28 protein-coding genes are annotated in these 13637 nt (G+C 37.2%); all 28 read right to left on the minus strand.

The features are described 5' to 3' along the window. Positions 1–40 precede the first annotated feature (40 nt). The 28 genes from rplQ to rplC all read right to left on the minus strand — a co-directional run bounded on the left by rplQ (position 41) and on the right by rplC (position 13622). Positions 41–397, minus strand: a complete 357-nt coding sequence (gene rplQ, locus ACMAYX_RS13045; RefSeq protein WP_021266273.1) for a 50S ribosomal protein L17 — start codon at positions 395–397, stop codon at positions 41–43. 26 nt (positions 398–423) lie between these two features. Continuing rightward, complete coding sequence (locus tag ACMAYX_RS13050) at positions 424–1434, minus strand: DNA-directed RNA polymerase subunit alpha (RefSeq protein ID WP_103219265.1); 1011 nt, start codon at positions 1432–1434, stop codon at positions 424–426. Between the two features lie 29 nt (positions 1435–1463). After that, a complete protein-coding gene (gene rpsK, locus ACMAYX_RS13055; protein ID WP_021266246.1) occupies positions 1464–1850 on the minus strand; it encodes a 30S ribosomal protein S11 in 387 nt (128 codons plus the stop codon). Positions 1851–1866: 16 nt separating this feature from the next. Next, on the minus strand, positions 1867–2250 hold the full coding sequence (gene rpsM, locus ACMAYX_RS13060; protein WP_103219264.1) for a 30S ribosomal protein S13: 384 nt from the start codon (positions 2248–2250) through the stop codon (positions 1867–1869). 21 nt (positions 2251–2271) lie between these two features. Beyond that, the gene (gene rpmJ / locus ACMAYX_RS13065) at positions 2272–2385 is read right to left on the minus strand and encodes a 50S ribosomal protein L36 (RefSeq protein WP_021266475.1); all 114 of its coding nucleotides are present in this window, start codon (positions 2383–2385) and stop codon (positions 2272–2274) included. Between the two features lie 21 nt (positions 2386–2406). Next, positions 2407–2631: a translation initiation factor IF-1 gene (infA, locus tag ACMAYX_RS13070; RefSeq protein WP_021266177.1), complete on the minus strand. Its 225-nt coding sequence runs from the start codon at positions 2629–2631 to the stop codon at positions 2407–2409. 75 nt (positions 2632–2706) lie between these two features. Then, the gene (locus tag ACMAYX_RS13075; RefSeq protein ID WP_103219263.1) at positions 2707–3342 is read right to left on the minus strand and encodes an adenylate kinase; all 636 of its coding nucleotides are present in this window, start codon (positions 3340–3342) and stop codon (positions 2707–2709) included. Positions 3343–3345: 3 nt separating this feature from the next. Next, positions 3346–4659: a preprotein translocase subunit SecY gene (secY, locus tag ACMAYX_RS13080; RefSeq protein WP_412472280.1), complete on the minus strand. Its 1314-nt coding sequence runs from the start codon at positions 4657–4659 to the stop codon at positions 3346–3348. Positions 4660–4675: 16 nt separating this feature from the next. Further along, the gene (gene rplO, locus ACMAYX_RS13085) at positions 4676–5131 is read right to left on the minus strand and encodes a 50S ribosomal protein L15 (RefSeq protein ID WP_103219261.1); all 456 of its coding nucleotides are present in this window, start codon (positions 5129–5131) and stop codon (positions 4676–4678) included. A 27-nt stretch (positions 5132–5158) separates the two neighbouring features. Next, positions 5159–5341, minus strand: a complete 183-nt coding sequence (rpmD, locus tag ACMAYX_RS13090; RefSeq protein WP_103219260.1) for a 50S ribosomal protein L30 — start codon at positions 5339–5341, stop codon at positions 5159–5161. 11 nt (positions 5342–5352) lie between these two features. Continuing rightward, on the minus strand, positions 5353–5841 hold the full coding sequence (gene rpsE, locus ACMAYX_RS13095; RefSeq protein ID WP_233189739.1) for a 30S ribosomal protein S5: 489 nt from the start codon (positions 5839–5841) through the stop codon (positions 5353–5355). Positions 5842–5952: 111 nt separating this feature from the next. Further along, a complete protein-coding gene (gene rplR / locus ACMAYX_RS13100; protein WP_146037929.1) occupies positions 5953–6330 on the minus strand; it encodes a 50S ribosomal protein L18 in 378 nt (125 codons plus the stop codon). Between the two features lie 54 nt (positions 6331–6384). Then, positions 6385–6921 carry a 50S ribosomal protein L6 gene (gene rplF / locus ACMAYX_RS13105; protein ID WP_103219258.1) on the minus strand — a complete coding sequence of 179 codons (537 nt, stop codon included), beginning with the start codon at positions 6919–6921 and terminating at the stop codon, positions 6385–6387. A 13-nt stretch (positions 6922–6934) separates the two neighbouring features. Further along, on the minus strand, positions 6935–7315 hold the full coding sequence (gene rpsH, locus ACMAYX_RS13110; protein ID WP_040313878.1) for a 30S ribosomal protein S8: 381 nt from the start codon (positions 7313–7315) through the stop codon (positions 6935–6937). Between the two features lie 22 nt (positions 7316–7337). Further along, complete coding sequence (gene rpsN, locus ACMAYX_RS13115; protein WP_103219257.1) at positions 7338–7643, minus strand: 30S ribosomal protein S14; 306 nt, start codon at positions 7641–7643, stop codon at positions 7338–7340. A gap of 14 nt (positions 7644–7657) precedes the next feature. Then, complete coding sequence (gene rplE / locus ACMAYX_RS13120) at positions 7658–8197, minus strand: 50S ribosomal protein L5 (protein WP_103219256.1); 540 nt, start codon at positions 8195–8197, stop codon at positions 7658–7660. A gap of 14 nt (positions 8198–8211) precedes the next feature. Next, on the minus strand, positions 8212–8523 hold the full coding sequence (gene rplX, locus ACMAYX_RS13125) for a 50S ribosomal protein L24 (protein WP_103219255.1): 312 nt from the start codon (positions 8521–8523) through the stop codon (positions 8212–8214). A 21-nt stretch (positions 8524–8544) separates the two neighbouring features. After that, a complete protein-coding gene (rplN, locus tag ACMAYX_RS13130) occupies positions 8545–8913 on the minus strand; it encodes a 50S ribosomal protein L14 (RefSeq protein WP_103219254.1) in 369 nt (122 codons plus the stop codon). A 30-nt stretch (positions 8914–8943) separates the two neighbouring features. Beyond that, positions 8944–9192: a 30S ribosomal protein S17 gene (rpsQ, locus tag ACMAYX_RS13135; protein WP_021266428.1), complete on the minus strand. Its 249-nt coding sequence runs from the start codon at positions 9190–9192 to the stop codon at positions 8944–8946. 2 nt (positions 9193–9194) lie between these two features. After that, on the minus strand, positions 9195–9392 hold the full coding sequence (gene rpmC / locus ACMAYX_RS13140; RefSeq protein WP_103219253.1) for a 50S ribosomal protein L29: 198 nt from the start codon (positions 9390–9392) through the stop codon (positions 9195–9197). A gap of 17 nt (positions 9393–9409) precedes the next feature. Beyond that, the gene (rplP, locus tag ACMAYX_RS13145) at positions 9410–9829 is read right to left on the minus strand and encodes a 50S ribosomal protein L16 (protein WP_021266311.1); all 420 of its coding nucleotides are present in this window, start codon (positions 9827–9829) and stop codon (positions 9410–9412) included. A gap of 39 nt (positions 9830–9868) precedes the next feature. Next, positions 9869–10498, minus strand: a complete 630-nt coding sequence (gene rpsC, locus ACMAYX_RS13150) for a 30S ribosomal protein S3 (protein WP_021265986.1) — start codon at positions 10496–10498, stop codon at positions 9869–9871. 8 nt (positions 10499–10506) lie between these two features. Then, positions 10507–10842 carry a 50S ribosomal protein L22 gene (gene rplV, locus ACMAYX_RS13155; protein ID WP_103219252.1) on the minus strand — a complete coding sequence of 112 codons (336 nt, stop codon included), beginning with the start codon at positions 10840–10842 and terminating at the stop codon, positions 10507–10509. Between the two features lie 30 nt (positions 10843–10872). Beyond that, the gene (gene rpsS, locus ACMAYX_RS13160) at positions 10873–11157 is read right to left on the minus strand and encodes a 30S ribosomal protein S19 (protein WP_021266332.1); all 285 of its coding nucleotides are present in this window, start codon (positions 11155–11157) and stop codon (positions 10873–10875) included. A 12-nt stretch (positions 11158–11169) separates the two neighbouring features. Next, entirely contained in the window at positions 11170–11994 is an 825-nt protein-coding gene (gene rplB / locus ACMAYX_RS13165) for a 50S ribosomal protein L2 (RefSeq protein WP_103219251.1), read from the minus strand. Positions 11995–12013: 19 nt separating this feature from the next. Continuing rightward, entirely contained in the window at positions 12014–12304 is a 291-nt protein-coding gene (gene rplW, locus ACMAYX_RS13170) for a 50S ribosomal protein L23 (RefSeq protein WP_103219250.1), read from the minus strand. Positions 12305–12307: 3 nt separating this feature from the next. Next, complete coding sequence (gene rplD / locus ACMAYX_RS13175; protein WP_103219249.1) at positions 12308–12925, minus strand: 50S ribosomal protein L4; 618 nt, start codon at positions 12923–12925, stop codon at positions 12308–12310. A 22-nt stretch (positions 12926–12947) separates the two neighbouring features. Further along, entirely contained in the window at positions 12948–13622 is a 675-nt protein-coding gene (rplC, locus tag ACMAYX_RS13180) for a 50S ribosomal protein L3 (RefSeq protein ID WP_021265983.1), read from the minus strand. Positions 13623–13637 lie beyond the last annotated feature (15 nt).

The following is a 13637-nucleotide window of genomic DNA, read 5'->3' on the forward strand; positions in this document are numbered from 1 at the left end:
GTTAATATGATGGGTCTATCTAACTCATTCGAATTAAAAATTAATCAACAAATGCGATGTATGCCATTTTAGAGTTATCTCCAACTCTATTCTCAGAAAGTCTCATGATTCTAGTGTAACCACCATTTCTCTCTTTGAATTTTGGCCCAAGCTCAGTAAATAGCTTGTTTACAGCATTCTTATCATTAAGTTTTTTGAATGCAAGTCTTCTGTTAGCAACAGTATCATTTTTTGAAAGAGTTACTAATTTCTCAACTACTGGCTTGATTGCTTTAGCTCTTGTAAGAGTAGTTTTAATCATACCGTGGTCGATAACTTCAGAAGCAAGGTTTTTAACCATTGCAACTCTGTGTGAAGGACTTACACCTAGTTTATACTTATGTTTTTGATGTCTCATATCTCTACCTCAACTTATAACAACTTTTATTCTTCTTTTAGATCTTGCATGATGCTATCAACTTTCATACCTAGACCTAGTCCCATTTGAGAAAGTACTTCTTTAATCTCATTTAGTGACTTACGCCCAAAGTTCTTAGTTCTTAGCATCTCACCTTCAGTCTTAGAAACTAGCTCATAGATATACTTAATATCTGCGTTCTGCAAGCAGTTTGCAGATCTTACAGACAGCTCAAGCTCAGAAACTGGCTTTAATAGAGCTGCATTAGCAGTATTTTGTTGCTTCTTAGGCTTAGTTTCCATTCTTGTGATTTCTTCTTCATCTTCGAAGCTTAGGAATACAGCAAGTTGGTCTCTTAGGATCTTCGCTGAATAAGCTACTGCATCCGAAGGTTCAACACCTGCGTTAGTCCAAACTTCTAGAGTAAGCTTATCAAAATCTGTTCTCTTACCAACACGTGAGTTTGTAACTGTATAGTTAACACGTGCAACTGGTGAGAAAAGAGAATCAAGATAAATCCAACCGATTGGAAGATCAAAAGATTCTTTATTATCTAGAGCTGTTACGTATCCTTTTCCTCTTGCAACAAGTAGTTCCATCTTAATAGATCCACCAGTTGAAAGGTTACAGATTGCGTGCTCTGGATTTAAAATTTCAACATTTGCAGACTCAGAAATGTCACCAGCAGTAACGATACCCTCTACCGATTTCTCAAGAGTAAGAGTTACCTGCTCTTTATCTTTAATCTTAAAGTGAACTTCTTTAAGGTTAAGAATAATCTCAGAAACTTCTTCTTTTACGTTGTTGATTGTACCAAACTCATGCTCAACACCATCAATTCTGATTGCAACAATAGCTGCACCCTGAAGTGAAGAAAGTAGTACACGACGTAAAGAGTTTCCAAGAGTTTGTCCATAACCTCTTTCTAGTGGCTTAGCAACGAACTTACCATAAGTATTAGTTAGCTTATCGTTATCCATTTCCAAAGCTACTGGTCTTATCATTCCTGTCCAATTTTTTGCTGTAAATGTGTCCACAGACAACTCCTTAATATAAATCTATAAAATTATACTCTTCTTCTTTTCGGTGCACGACATCCATTGTGTGGAATTGGTGACCTGTCAGCAACAGAAGTGATTTTAAGGCCTGCAGCGATAAATGCTCTTACAGCATTTTCTCTACCTGCACCCGGACCTTTAACTCTTACTTCAACAGTAGATAGTCCGTGCTCCATAGCCTTTTTAGCTGCTTCCATAGAAGCCATCTGTGCCGCGAATGGAGTCGATTTCTTAGACCCTCTGAATCCTAATTGACCAGCAGAAGCCCATGAAATAGCGTTACCGTTCATATCTGTGAACGTAACGATTGTATTATTGAAAGAGCATTGAATGTGAGCAATACCTCTCGAAATATTCTTTTTAACTTTTTTCTTTGAAGCTGTTTTCTTAACCATCATTAACTCCTAACAATTACTTCATTGACTTAATAGACTTCTTACCTGCGATTGCAACAGCTGGCCCCTTACGAGTACGAGCATTTGTAGAAGTTCTTTGACCTCTTACAGGAAGACCTTTTCTATGTCTGATCCCTCTGTAACAACCTAAGTCTTTTAGTCGTTTAATGTTAAGACCAACTTCTCTACGTAAGTCACCTTCAACAGTGTACTCACTTTCAAGAAGAAGTCTGATTTCGTTTGCTTCTTCTTCAGTTAGTTCGTTTGAATTTTTGTTTGAATCGATGTTTGTTTTTTCTAATACTTCCTGAGCCACTTTCGGTCCTACACCGTAAATTGACTGAAGGGCAATTTTCATTACCTTATTTCTAGGAATATCAACACCAAGAATTCTCGCCATAGCTACACTCCTTTCCTATGATTAACCTTGTCTTTGTTTGTGCTTAGGTTGCTTACATACAACTCTAAGTACGCCTCTTCTTTTAATAACTTTACAATCTTTGCACATCGGCTTTACAGATGCTCTAACTTTCATAACAACCTCGTAAATTCTACACTAGCGTTTTTTACTTCTATATGTAATTCGGCCCTTCGTTAAGTCATACTTGCTAATCTCAACAAGTACCTTATCTCCAGGTAAAATCTTTATAAAGTGCATTCTCATCTTTCCACTAATGTGGGCAATAACAGAATGTCCATTCGGTAATTTAACCTTAAATTTAGTGTTAGGAAGAAGTTCAGTAACTTCACCTTCAACTTCAATCGTTTCCTGATTACTCATATAATACAAAACCTAAAGTAATTGCTTATATATGACTCAGGGCCATATTGCAAGACGAATTACTTATATAATAAATTATTTAACAATTTTTTTAATTTCTTCAAAAATCTCATCAAGCCCTTTTGTAGCGTCTACTCTAACAAGGCGTCCCTGAGACTCATAGTACTCAAGAACTGGCTCGATGTTGTCAGTAAAAACCTTCATTCTAGTCCTTACTGTATCCTCGTTATCATCTTTACGATGCACAAGGTCCTCTCCAGAAACATCACACTTACCTTCAACTTTTGGTGGCTTTGTTTTTAGATTGTAAATCTCACCACTAACAGGAGCTACACGTCTATTAACAATCCTCTCCACTAAAGTATCTAGTGCAATGTCAAAGTAAATTGCTTTAGATTGTACTCCACCAAGTAGAGCGCTATCTAAATCCTTTGCTTGAACAAGGTTTCTTGGATAACCATCAAAAATATATGTTGATTTCTCAACAGCACAATTAGCCTTTAGAAGATCTAATACTAATTCGTCACTTACTAATTCGCCTGAATCCATGACCGCTTTAATTTTACGACCAAGGTCAGACTCTTTAGCAACTTCTGCTCTTAATAAATCGCCAGTAGAAACATGTGTGTACCCAAGCTCTGAAACTATATTCTTAGCTTGAGTACCTTTTCCTGATCCAGGAGCTCCAATTAAAATTAGTTGTGGTGCCATGGATTAGAACCTTCTATTGTTACCGTTATATTTACCTTTAGATTTGTATGACATCTCATACTTATCAGCAAACATAAACGATTGAACATTCATCATAACTCTAACTGATACAGATACTAAGATTAGCATTGATGTACCACCAAATCTTGTCTGAGCCCCTGTGATTAGTGAAGGAACAATACAAACAAAGATTAAGAATAGAGCGCCAAAAAATGATAAACGATTTAATAACGTGTCTAAATATTCTTTTGTTTTATCACCTGGTCTAATACCTGGGATAAAAGCATTATTCTTTTGTAACATTTCTGAAATCTTCTTCGTTTTGAATTGGATTGGTGCATAGAAATAAGTCATATACACAATCAGAGTTGCAAAAAGAATATTAAATAAAATTTGCCCTGGTGCCAAACTTTGTTGAATTGTATCAAAGTATGGTTTGAACACACTGTCTGCAGGGATAAAAGTAGCAAAAGTTGCAGGCGCTGCTAGCAGAGAAGAAGCTAAGATCGGAGGCATAACTCCACCTGTATCAACTCTCATCGGAAGTGTCTGATTTCCACCATACACTCTATTATTAACAACACGCTTAGCATATTGAACCGGAACGGCTCTGAAAGCCCTTTCGATGAATGCAACAACAAAGAATGCAACGACAATTACGGCCACGAAAGTAAGTAGTTCTAGTCCACCCATTTCACCGTTTCTAAATAGTGTAATCTTTTGAATAACTTCAGAAGGTAGCTCAACTGCAATACCTGCGAAGATAATAAGAGAAACACCATTTTCTAAACCAAATTCTGTAATACGCTCACCAAGCCAAAGTAAGAACATTGTTCCTGCAGCCAGAGTGATCATTGTTACAATTCTGAAAAGCATACCTGGTTCAGGGATAACTCTAGCACCGCCAGGAGAAACAAATGTCTCGAACACAGCAGCCATTGAGTAACCTTGTATGCAACAGAGAATTACTGTTGCATACCTAGTCCACTTTTGAATTTTTTTGTTACCTTCTGAGTCTTCTTGTAGCTCTTGGATTTGAGGTATAACCTCACCTAAAAGAGAAAAGATGATTGAAGTAGTAATATACGGCATAATCCCCAGTGCTAAAACTGAGAAACGCTTGAAGGCACCACCACTAAAAGTGTTGATAAGGTCAAAAAGACTTCCCCCACCAGCTTCCGCAAAATAAGAAGAGATCGCCTGCGCATCAACTCCTGGTACAGGAATTTGCGCAACCAATCTATATACTACTAATAATAAAAAAGTAAAAAAGACTTTTTTCTTAAGCTCTTCAAGTTTTCCTTGAGCGTTTGACATCAGACGATCCTTTTATCTATTTTGTTGCTATTTTTCCGCCAGCTTTCTCGATTGCTTCTTGAGCACCTTTAGAAAACTTTTCAATATTAACAAAATTTAACGATTTTGAAAGCTCTCCGTTAGCAAGAATTTTCACTGGACGTCTTTTATCTGCACCCTTAAGGATACCTTTCTCAATTAGAGCTTCTTTTGTAACGTCTCCGCCATCAAATTTAGCTTCTAATGTAGCAAGAGATACCTCAGCATACTCAGTTTTAAATGGTGCGTTAGAGAAACCTCTTTTTGGTAGACGCATGTAAAGTGGCATTGCTCCACCTTCGAAACCAGTTCTTACACCGCCACCAGCACGAGCCTTTTGACCCTTGTGCCCTTTACCAGCTTGAGTACCTTGACCTGAACCTTGTCCACGACCAATTCTCTTAATGTTTTTATGTGCACCTTTTGGACTTTTTAAGTTATTTAAAGTTAACATATTTACCTCTTAATCAACTAATACCGCTTATTCTTGAATGTCTAAAAGGTGAATTACCTTCTTGATCATCCCTCTAACAGCAGAAGTGTTTTCTAAAGTTCTTGAAGTTCCAGTTTTTCTTAGACCTAGGCCTCTTACTGTAGCTTTCTGCTTTTCAGTACATTTAATAGTACTTTTCTTTAATGTTACTGTAATTGTTTTCGCTGTCATATCAACCTCAATTAACCTTTAATTCTTAAGCCTTTAGCTTCTTTACCACGTGCCTTAGCTACTTCTTCTACAGATCTTAATTGTTTAAGAGCGTCAAAAGTTGCCTTAACGATATTATGTGGGTTGTTACCTCTTAAAGACTTCGTTAGAACGTCTTTAACACCAGCAAGTTCAAGGATTGAACGACATGCACCAGCAGCCTTAACCCCTGTACCTTCTGCAGCAGGTTTGAATAGAATCTTACCAGCATCAAATTCACCTAGTACTGAGTGAGGAATAGTTCCTGCATCTACTGGTACTGAAATCATGCTTTTTTGTGCAGCTTGAGTAGCTTTTCTGATTGCTTCAGGAACTTCCTTAGCTTTACCAAGACCGTAACCTACGCGACCATTTTTATCACCAACGATCATTAGAGCACTGAAAGAAAATCTTCTACCACCCTTCATAACCTTTGCAACTCTATTTACAGCAACAACTCTTTCTTCAAGTTCAACGTCCATTGAGCTAGCTTGACGCTTTTTCGCTGGAGCTTTTTTAGAAGCTTGTCTTTTCTTTGGTTCTGCTTTTACTGTTTTTTCAACGCTTTTATTTTCTTCAGTCATCACTTACTCCTAAATTTGAATTCCATTTTCTCTAGCAGCTTCAACAACAGCCTTGATTACACCGTGGTATCTAAGTCCGTTTCTGTCGAATACAGCAGTTGAAATATTGTTAGACTTTAGGTTTTCAGCAAGTTTTGCACCAACAAGCGTTGCACCAGCAATATTGCTTTTTCCTTCAACAGCATTTTTACCATAAGTTTGAACACTGAAAAGTGTCTTGTTAGCAACATCGTCAATTACTTGTACTGTGATGTGCTTGTTTGTACGGTTAACTGATAGACGTGGTCTCTCAGATGTTCCGTTTACTTTCTTACGGATAGCAAGTTTTCTTCTAATTTTTCTAGCTGTACTTGCTTTACCAGCTTTACCATAAGGCTTTCTAATCATTTTAAACTCCTCACCCTAGGCCCTCACTGCGGGCCATTCTCAGGCTACTTTTTATTACTTACCGCCAGATTTACCAGCTTTTCTTACGATTGTTTCTTCAGCGTATTTAACACCTTTACCTTTATATGGCTCTGGTGGTCTGAATGAACGGATCTTTGCAGCAGCAAATCCAACTAGTTCTTTGTTACTACCAGTTAGTTCGATTTCTTTACCAGCAACTTTCGCTGCTACACCTTCTGGAAGAACATATTCAATTGGATGTGAGTATCCAAGGTTAAGAGTTAATGTATCACCACTAACAGCTGCCTTATAACCAACACCGTTGAATTCTAGCTTTCTAACAAATCCATCAGTAACACCAGTTACCATGTTGAAAACGATTTGTCTTGCTGTACCCCACATTGCACGAGACTTTTTAGACTCATCAACAGGAGTTACTTTAATTTCATTACCTTCTTGTGCAAAAGTCACTCTATCATTAAAAGTGTACTCTAGCTCACCTTTAGGTCCTTTAACTGATACATTTGTACCATTTATTGTAACCTGAACTTTCTCAGGAACTACTACCGGGTTTTTTCCTACACGTGACATTACTCGCTCCCTACTACCAAATATTACAGATTACTTCACCACCAACTTTAGTCGCTCTCGCTTCTCTATCAGAAATAATTCCTTTAGAAGTTGATAGGATTGAAGTACCTAGACCACTAATAACTCTAGAGATGTCCTTGTAACCACGATACTGTCTAAGACCTGGTTTAGAAACTCTCTCAAGACCTACGATAGCGTCGTCTTTAAGTAATACTTTGATTCTAATATCTGATTGGCTCTTTGCAATAATTTTGAATGAACGAATATAACCTTCGTCTTTCATAACTTTACAAACACCTGCTTTCATTTTCGAAGCTGGAAATTCCACTCTATCGTGTCCAGCATTAATTGCATTTCTAATTCTTGTTAACATATCTGCAATAGGATCAGTCATCATAATTTCGTCTCCTCAACCATTACCAGCTTGACTTAGTTACACCAGGGATCATTCCTCTAAGTGCTAACTCTCTAAATTGAATTCTTGATAGTTTGAACTTTCTATAGAAAGCACGTGGACGACCAGTTAATTCACATCTATTTCTTACTCTAATTGCAGCTGAATTTCTTGGTAGTTTCTGTAGCTTGATCATCGCTTCGAATCTTTCTTCGTCAGAAAGATTTTCATTGATAATAGCAGCTTTAAGTTCTTTTCTTAAAGTACCGTATTTTTCAGCAAGCTTAGCTCTTTTTTTGTTACTTTCAATTTTCGCTTTTCTAGCCATTACATTATCCTCAATTACTTGTTAAAAGGCATACCAAAAAGGTTTAGAAGCTCTCTACCTTCTTCGTTGTTTCCAGCAGTAGTTACGATTGAGATTCCTAGACCTCTTACTTTATCAATTTGATCGTAAGAAATTTCTGGGAAAATAATCTGCTCTTTTAAACCTAAAGTGTAGTTACCTTTTCCATCAAAACCTTTAGAAGAAACACCTCTAAAGTCACGAACTCTTGGAAGAGTGATGTTAACAAGTCTATCAAGGAATTCGTACATTCTATCACCACGAAGAGTAACGTTTGCACCTAAGGCCATACCTTCTCTGATTTTGAAACCAGCAACTGATTTTCTAGCCTTAGCTACAACTGGCTTTTGACCAGTAATAGTACCAAGATCGTTAACAATCGACTGAACAACTTTAGAGTTAGTTACTGCGTCTCTTGTACAACAGTTAACTACTATCTTTTCTAGCTTAGGAATTTGGTTAACATTCTTATAACCAAACTTCTCAGTCATTTTATTTTTAATTTCGTCATTATATAGTTTTCTGAATCTGCTCATTTTTGCCTCTATCCTTAACTCAGTACTGATCCACAAGACACAGCGACTCTAACCTTCTTACCATCTTTTTCTTCAATTTTTACTCTAGTAGCCTTATTTGTTTTTGGGCTAACTACAGCAACATTTGAGATGTGAAGTGGTGCTTCAATGTCTACGATACCACCAGCTGGGTTCTCTTGAGTTGGTTTAATTGCTTTCTTTACTAGATTAACACCACCAACATAAACAACTTTGGTCTTGAAGTTGATTTTCTTAACTTCACCAGTTTTGCCTCTGTCTTTACCTGTTAAAACTACAACATTATCATTAACTTTTAGCTTTTGCATAACTTCCTCACTGAACCTTGATTAAAGAACTTCTGGCGCTAAAGAACAGATCTTCGTAAAGCTCTTGTTTCTTAACTCTCTCGCAACAGGACCAAAAATACGTGTCCCTACTGGTTCATTGTTATTATTTAGTATTACAACGCTGTTCTTATCAAATCTGATGTATGAACCGTCTTCTCTTCTAATTGGGTACTTAGTTCTAACGATAACCGCTTTCTTAACATCACCCTTTTTAATTTTTCCACCTGGTAGTGCTTGCTGAACTGCTACAACAATAATGTCACCAAGATTTGCGTTCATTCTTTTTGAACCACCAAGAACCTTGATACACTTTACTTCTTTAGCTCCAGAGTTATCAGCAACTTCTAACTTAGTTTGCATTTGGATCATTACTAACTCCTAAAATAGGCTTATTAAGCCCTACTTATTTACCTTTAACAGTTCCCACTTTTTGAGTTTTGAATAAGGTTTACTTTCAATAATTGTTACATTGTCACCTAGATTCGCTTCTAAACTTACGTTATGAGCGTGGTACTTTTTAGTTTTTGTAACGAATTTGCTGTAAACAGGGTGCTTGAAACGTCTAGCAACATTCACAACAACTGTATTTTCATTCTTTACAGAAACAACTACACCATCTAGCTTTCTCTTAAACGTATTTGTACTCATGGTTACTCACCTTTAGCATTTTTTGCTGTTAATAATTTAGCAATATTCTTTTTTGCAAGTTTTAGCTCATGAGGTTTTTCGATACCACTTGTCGTTTTAGACATGTTGATATCAAAAATCGCTCTTCTCATTTCAGCTACTTTTGCATCAATTTCTTTACCGCTTAAACCGCTTATATCTTTGTATTCTAACTTTTGCATAACTTCCTCTTAACGATTTAAAGTTCCTGCTGCTCTCTAGAAATAATTCTAGTCTTTACAGGTAGTTTATACATTGCAAGCTTAAGTGCTTGTTTACTTAGCTCAGGATCGATGTGCTTGATTTCAAACATTACTCTTCCTGGTTTTACAACTGCAACCCAAGAATCTGGAGAACCTTTACCTTTCCCCATACGAACTTCAGCTGGCTTCTTAGTAAGGACCTTATCTGGGAAGATCTTGATCCAAACGTTACCACCTCTTTTGATCTTTCTTGTCATTGCAATACGGGCAGCTTCAATTTGACGGTTAGTTATATACCCACATGATAGGGCTTGTATAGCAAATTCACCGAACGTGATAGTATTTCCACGGTTCGCCTTACCCTTCATTCTTCCTTTCTGCTGCTTACGCCACTTTACTTTCTTTGGACTTAACATATTTACCTCAATAAAATAAATTCACTAACGAATTTCCTACTACTTATAGATCTCACCTTTGTAAACCCAAACTTTTACACCGATAACACCGTATGTAGTGTGAGCTTCAGCAGTATTGTAATCAATGTCTGCTCTAAGAGTATGTAGTGGAACTTTTCTTTCTGTATAACCTTCAGCTCTTGCCATCTCAGCTCCGCCAAGACGTCCTGCTGTTCTAACACGGATACCTTTTACACCAGCTCTGAATGCTGACTGCATAACTTTCTTCATTGCTCTTCTGAAAGCTACACGTTTTTCAAGCTGACCTGCAATGTTTTCCGCGATTAACTTAGCTTCCGCATCTGGTCTCTTAACTTCTGCAATATTGAAGATTAGTGTACCTTTAGTAAGTTTCTTAAGGTCGTTTCTAATTTTCTCAATTCCTGCACCTTTTTTACCAATAGCAACACCTGGCTTAGCTGTATAAACAGTTACCTTAACCTGGTTTGAAGTTCTTGATAATTCGATATTAGCTACAGAAGCATTTTTCATGTTTTTTTCAATGTAGTTTCTAATCGCTAGATCTTCGTGAAGTGTTTCACCGTATTCTCTATCGTTAGCAAACCAGTTTGAATGCCATGACTTAATATAACCTAATCTAAAACCGTATGGATGTACTTTTTGTCCCATAATTTATCCTATGCTTCTTTTAGTTCAACTGTTATGTGACTAGTTCTTTTTCTAATTCTGAACGCACGACCTTGAGCTCTTGGCTGAATACGCTTTAAAGTTGGACCTTCGTCCGCTTTAATTGTACCGATAACTAGGTTATCTAGATCATACTTCTCAGAATCAGCTGCGATAGCTAATCCACTATTAATTAATTTTGTTAAAACAAGTGCAATTTCTTTCTTCTCTTGGAAGCGTAAGATTTTTAGCGCTTCAGAAGCTTTCTTCTTTCTAATTAGATCGCAAACCTGTCTTACTTTTCTTGGTGCGATACCAACTCTACTGTTTCTAACTGTAATGGCCATCTGACCTCTCCTTATTCAACTCTAACTTTACTATCTCTTCTTAGCTTTCTTATCTGCACCGTGACCGAAGTATGTTCTAGTTAGTGCAAATTCACCTAATTTATGTCCAATCATGTTATCTGTTACATAAACCGGTATGAATTTTTTTCCGTTGTGAACGGCAAAAGTAAGTCCGATGAACTCAGGAACAATAGTTGATCTTCTAGACCAAGTCTTGATCACTTTGTTACCTTTGTTACCTTCTTCTTGCATTTGTAGAGCTTTTTTCATTAAGCTAATATCAACAAATGGACCTTTTTTTAATGAACGGGCCATATTAATCTCCTACTACTTTCTTCTCTTAACGATGAACTTATCAGTTCTCTTATTAGTTCTAGTCTTGTAACCCTTAGTTGGTGTTCCCCATGGTGATACTGGATGACGTCCACCTGAAGTTCTACCTTCACCACCACCGTGTGGGTGATCAACTGGGTTCATAGCAACACCACGTACAGTTGGTCTGAAACCAAGCTTTCTCTTACGTCCAGCTTTACCAATGTTACGTTTTTCATGATCAAGATTACCAACTTGACCGATTGTTGCTACACAATCAACTTCAACTTTTCTAAGCTCACCTGATGGCATTCTAAGAAGAGCAAAACGACCTTCTTTAGCCATAATTTGAACGTAAGAACCAGCAGAACGTGCTAGCTGACCACCAGCTCCTGGGTACATTTCTACGTTGTGTACAAGAGTACCAACTGGAATGTCCTTAAGCTTCTTAGCATTTCCTACTTTAATATCTGCATCTGCAGAAGCGATTACCTTATCACCAACTTTTAGACCAAGTGGAGCTAGGATGTAGCTTTTTTCACCGTCTAAGTAAGCGATAAGTGCAATATTACAAGTTCTGTTCGGATCGTAAGAGATCGCTTGAACAGTTGCAGGGATATCTGTTTTATTTCTTTTGAAATCAATAATTCTGTATCTTCTCTTAACTCCACCACCTCTGTGTCTAACAGTGATACGTCCAGAGTTATTTCTACCTGCAAAATTTTTCTTAACAGCTGTAAGGCCTTTAACTGGCTTTACACCTTTTGTTAACTCATCACTATTTACGACTTGCATCTTTCTTAGTGAAGGAGTTGTTGGTTTAAATCTTTTAATACCCATAATTTCCTCAGCTAACTAGTTAAACACCTTTAAAAAATTCAATCTTTTGACCTTCCGCTAATTGAACGAAAGCCTTCTTGAATTTACTAGTCTTTTTTACACCTTTACCAGCTCTTTTAACTTTACCTGGAGTGATGTTTGTCTTTACATTTAAAACTTTCACATCATATAGAGCTTCAACAGCATTCTTGATTTGATGCTTGTTTGCTTTAAGATCAACTACAAAACCAAAACGGTTCTGGCTGTCTGTAGCAACAGAAGTCTTTTCAGTGATAAGTGGTTTCTTTAATACATTTTCTAACGTCGCCATAATCTACACCAACTTATTTAATAGGGTTTCTAATGCACTCTTTTCGATAACTAGGTTTTCAAATTTTACTGCTTCGTATACAGAGAAACCTTCTACAGCCATCCCTTTACCCCACTGTAAGTTCTTCACTGCTCTAAGAGCTGGTGAGTTTTTATCAGCAGTTACTACTAAAGCAGGAAGTAAACCCTTACCGTTTAATAGAGTGTACATTTCTTTAGTTTTACCAGTTGATTCAATTGTATCTACTACTGTCAACTTTCCAGCTTGGAGTTTGTCAGCAAGTACAGATTGAATTGCAACCTTTGCCATTTTCTTGTTAACTTTTTGAACATAGCTTCTTGGGCTTGGACCGTGAACAGTTCCACCGCCTACCATAAGAGACGATCTAATTGAACCTTGTCTAGCTCTACCTGTACCTTTTTGCTTGAATGGTTTTGCACCACCACCGCTAACATCTGAACGACCTTTAACACAAGCATTACCTTGTCTTCTTCCCGCTAGAGTAGCTTTAACAACCTGGTGAACAGCCGCTACATTAATATCTTCAGCAGTTAAGCTTACTGGAGCAGTAAGTGTTCCTGCATTTTCAAATTTCGAATTTAATACTGTTACATCACTCATAACTTCTTACCTCAGCCTACAATTACTTCTTAAGTGCTTTTGCAATTCTTACAAAACCATTTTTAGAACCAGGTACTGATCCCTTAAGTAGCATGTATCCTTTATCTTGATTAACTTCAACAACCTTGATGTTTTGGATTGTTTTTGTGTCACAACCCATGTGACCAGGCATTCTTTTGTTCTTCCAAACCTTACCAGGAGTCGCTCTGTTACCGATCGAACCACCACGTCTGTGAAACTTAGAACCGTGAGTAGCAGGTCCACCTTTGAAGTTGTGACGCTTCATTTGACCTTGGAACCCTTTACCTTTTGATGTACCTGTTACATCAACATATGTAGAAGCTTCAAATGACTCTAGAGATAGATCTTTACCTAAGTTAGCAGCATCTACGCCTTCTGTTCTAACTTCTGCAAATTTTACAAAGTTATTTTCAACATTAGCAGCTTTAAGGTGACCTTGAGTTGGCTTGTTTACAAGCTTTTCTCTTTTTTCGTAGTAACCTACTTGGTAAGCCTCGTAACCATCTTTGTCTAAAGTTTTAACTTGTGTAACTTTGTTAGGAATTAACTTGATAACTGTAACTGGAACGTGATTCCCAGCTTCATCAAAGATTCTTGTCATACCAGCTTTAACACCATAGATAGTATTAAGCGATACAGTAGCAGTAGTCTCAACTGCTTGAGTTTCTTCTGTCATTTTGCCTCCACAGCA

The sequence above is a fragment of the Halobacteriovorax sp. RT-2-3 genome (genome assembly GCF_047085075.1).
Classification (GTDB): Bacteria; Bdellovibrionota; Bacteriovoracia; order Bacteriovoracales; family Bacteriovoracaceae; genus Halobacteriovorax_A.

Bases quoted from the DNA above. Each gene is read 5' to 3' on its own strand.
- rpsQ (WP_021266428.1), bottom strand. From the start codon at position 9,192: ATGAGTACAAATACGTTTAAGAGAAAGCTAGATGGTGTAGTTGTTTCT.
- rpmD (WP_103219260.1), bottom strand. From the start codon at position 5,341: ATGACAGCGAAAACAATTACAGTAACATTAAAGAAAAGTACTATTAAA.
- rpsK (WP_021266246.1), bottom strand. From the start codon at position 1,850: ATGGTTAAGAAAACAGCTTCAAAGAAAAAAGTTAAAAAGAATATTTCG.
- rplN (WP_103219254.1), bottom strand. From the start codon at position 8,913: ATGATCCAAATGCAAACTAAGTTAGAAGTTGCTGATAACTCTGGAGCT.
- rpsS (WP_021266332.1), bottom strand. From the start codon at position 11,157: ATGGCCCGTTCATTAAAAAAAGGTCCATTTGTTGATATTAGCTTAATG.
- rpsC (WP_021265986.1), bottom strand. From the start codon at position 10,498: ATGGGACAAAAAGTACATCCATACGGTTTTAGATTAGGTTATATTAAG.
- rpsH (WP_040313878.1), bottom strand. From the start codon at position 7,315: ATGACTGATCCTATTGCAGATATGTTAACAAGAATTAGAAATGCAATT.
- rplC (WP_021265983.1), bottom strand. From the start codon at position 13,622: ATGACAGAAGAAACTCAAGCAGTTGAGACTACTGCTACTGTATCGCTT.
- rplQ (WP_021266273.1), bottom strand. From the start codon at position 397: ATGAGACATCAAAAACATAAGTATAAACTAGGTGTAAGTCCTTCACAC.
- rplD (WP_103219249.1), bottom strand. From the start codon at position 12,925: ATGAGTGATGTAACAGTATTAAATTCGAAATTTGAAAATGCAGGAACA.
- rplV (WP_103219252.1), bottom strand. From the start codon at position 10,842: ATGGCCATTACAGTTAGAAACAGTAGAGTTGGTATCGCACCAAGAAAA.
- rplR (WP_146037929.1), bottom strand. From the start codon at position 6,330: ATGATTAGAAAGCCTTATGGTAAAGCTGGTAAAGCAAGTACAGCTAGA.
- rplW (WP_103219250.1), bottom strand. From the start codon at position 12,304: ATGGCGACGTTAGAAAATGTATTAAAGAAACCACTTATCACTGAAAAG.
- ACMAYX_RS13075 (WP_103219263.1), bottom strand. From the start codon at position 3,342: ATGGCACCACAACTAATTTTAATTGGAGCTCCTGGATCAGGAAAAGGT.
- rplP (WP_021266311.1), bottom strand. From the start codon at position 9,829: ATGTTAAGTCCAAAGAAAGTAAAGTGGCGTAAGCAGCAGAAAGGAAGA.
- infA (WP_021266177.1), bottom strand. From the start codon at position 2,631: ATGAGTAATCAGGAAACGATTGAAGTTGAAGGTGAAGTTACTGAACTT.
- rplE (WP_103219256.1), bottom strand. From the start codon at position 8,197: ATGAGCAGATTCAGAAAACTATATAATGACGAAATTAAAAATAAAATG.
- rplF (WP_103219258.1), bottom strand. From the start codon at position 6,921: ATGTCACGTGTAGGAAAAAACCCGGTAGTAGTTCCTGAGAAAGTTCAG.
- rpsM (WP_103219264.1), bottom strand. From the start codon at position 2,250: ATGGCGAGAATTCTTGGTGTTGATATTCCTAGAAATAAGGTAATGAAA.
- secY (WP_412472280.1), bottom strand. From the start codon at position 4,659: ATGTCAAACGCTCAAGGAAAACTTGAAGAGCTTAAGAAAAAAGTCTTT.
- rpmJ (WP_021266475.1), bottom strand. From the start codon at position 2,385: ATGAAAGTTAGAGCATCTGTAAAGCCGATGTGCAAAGATTGTAAAGTT.
- rplO (WP_103219261.1), bottom strand. From the start codon at position 5,131: ATGTTAACTTTAAATAACTTAAAAAGTCCAAAAGGTGCACATAAAAAC.
- rpsN (WP_103219257.1), bottom strand. From the start codon at position 7,643: ATGGCTAGAAAAGCGAAAATTGAAAGTAACAAAAAAAGAGCTAAGCTT.
- rpmC (WP_103219253.1), bottom strand. From the start codon at position 9,392: ATGCAAAAGTTAGAATACAAAGATATAAGCGGTTTAAGCGGTAAAGAA.
- rplB (WP_103219251.1), bottom strand. From the start codon at position 11,994: ATGGGTATTAAAAGATTTAAACCAACAACTCCTTCACTAAGAAAGATG.
- rpsE (WP_233189739.1), bottom strand. From the start codon at position 5,841: ATGGACGTTGAACTTGAAGAAAGAGTTGTTGCTGTAAATAGAGTTGCA.
- rplX (WP_103219255.1), bottom strand. From the start codon at position 8,523: ATGCAAAAGCTAAAAGTTAATGATAATGTTGTAGTTTTAACAGGTAAA.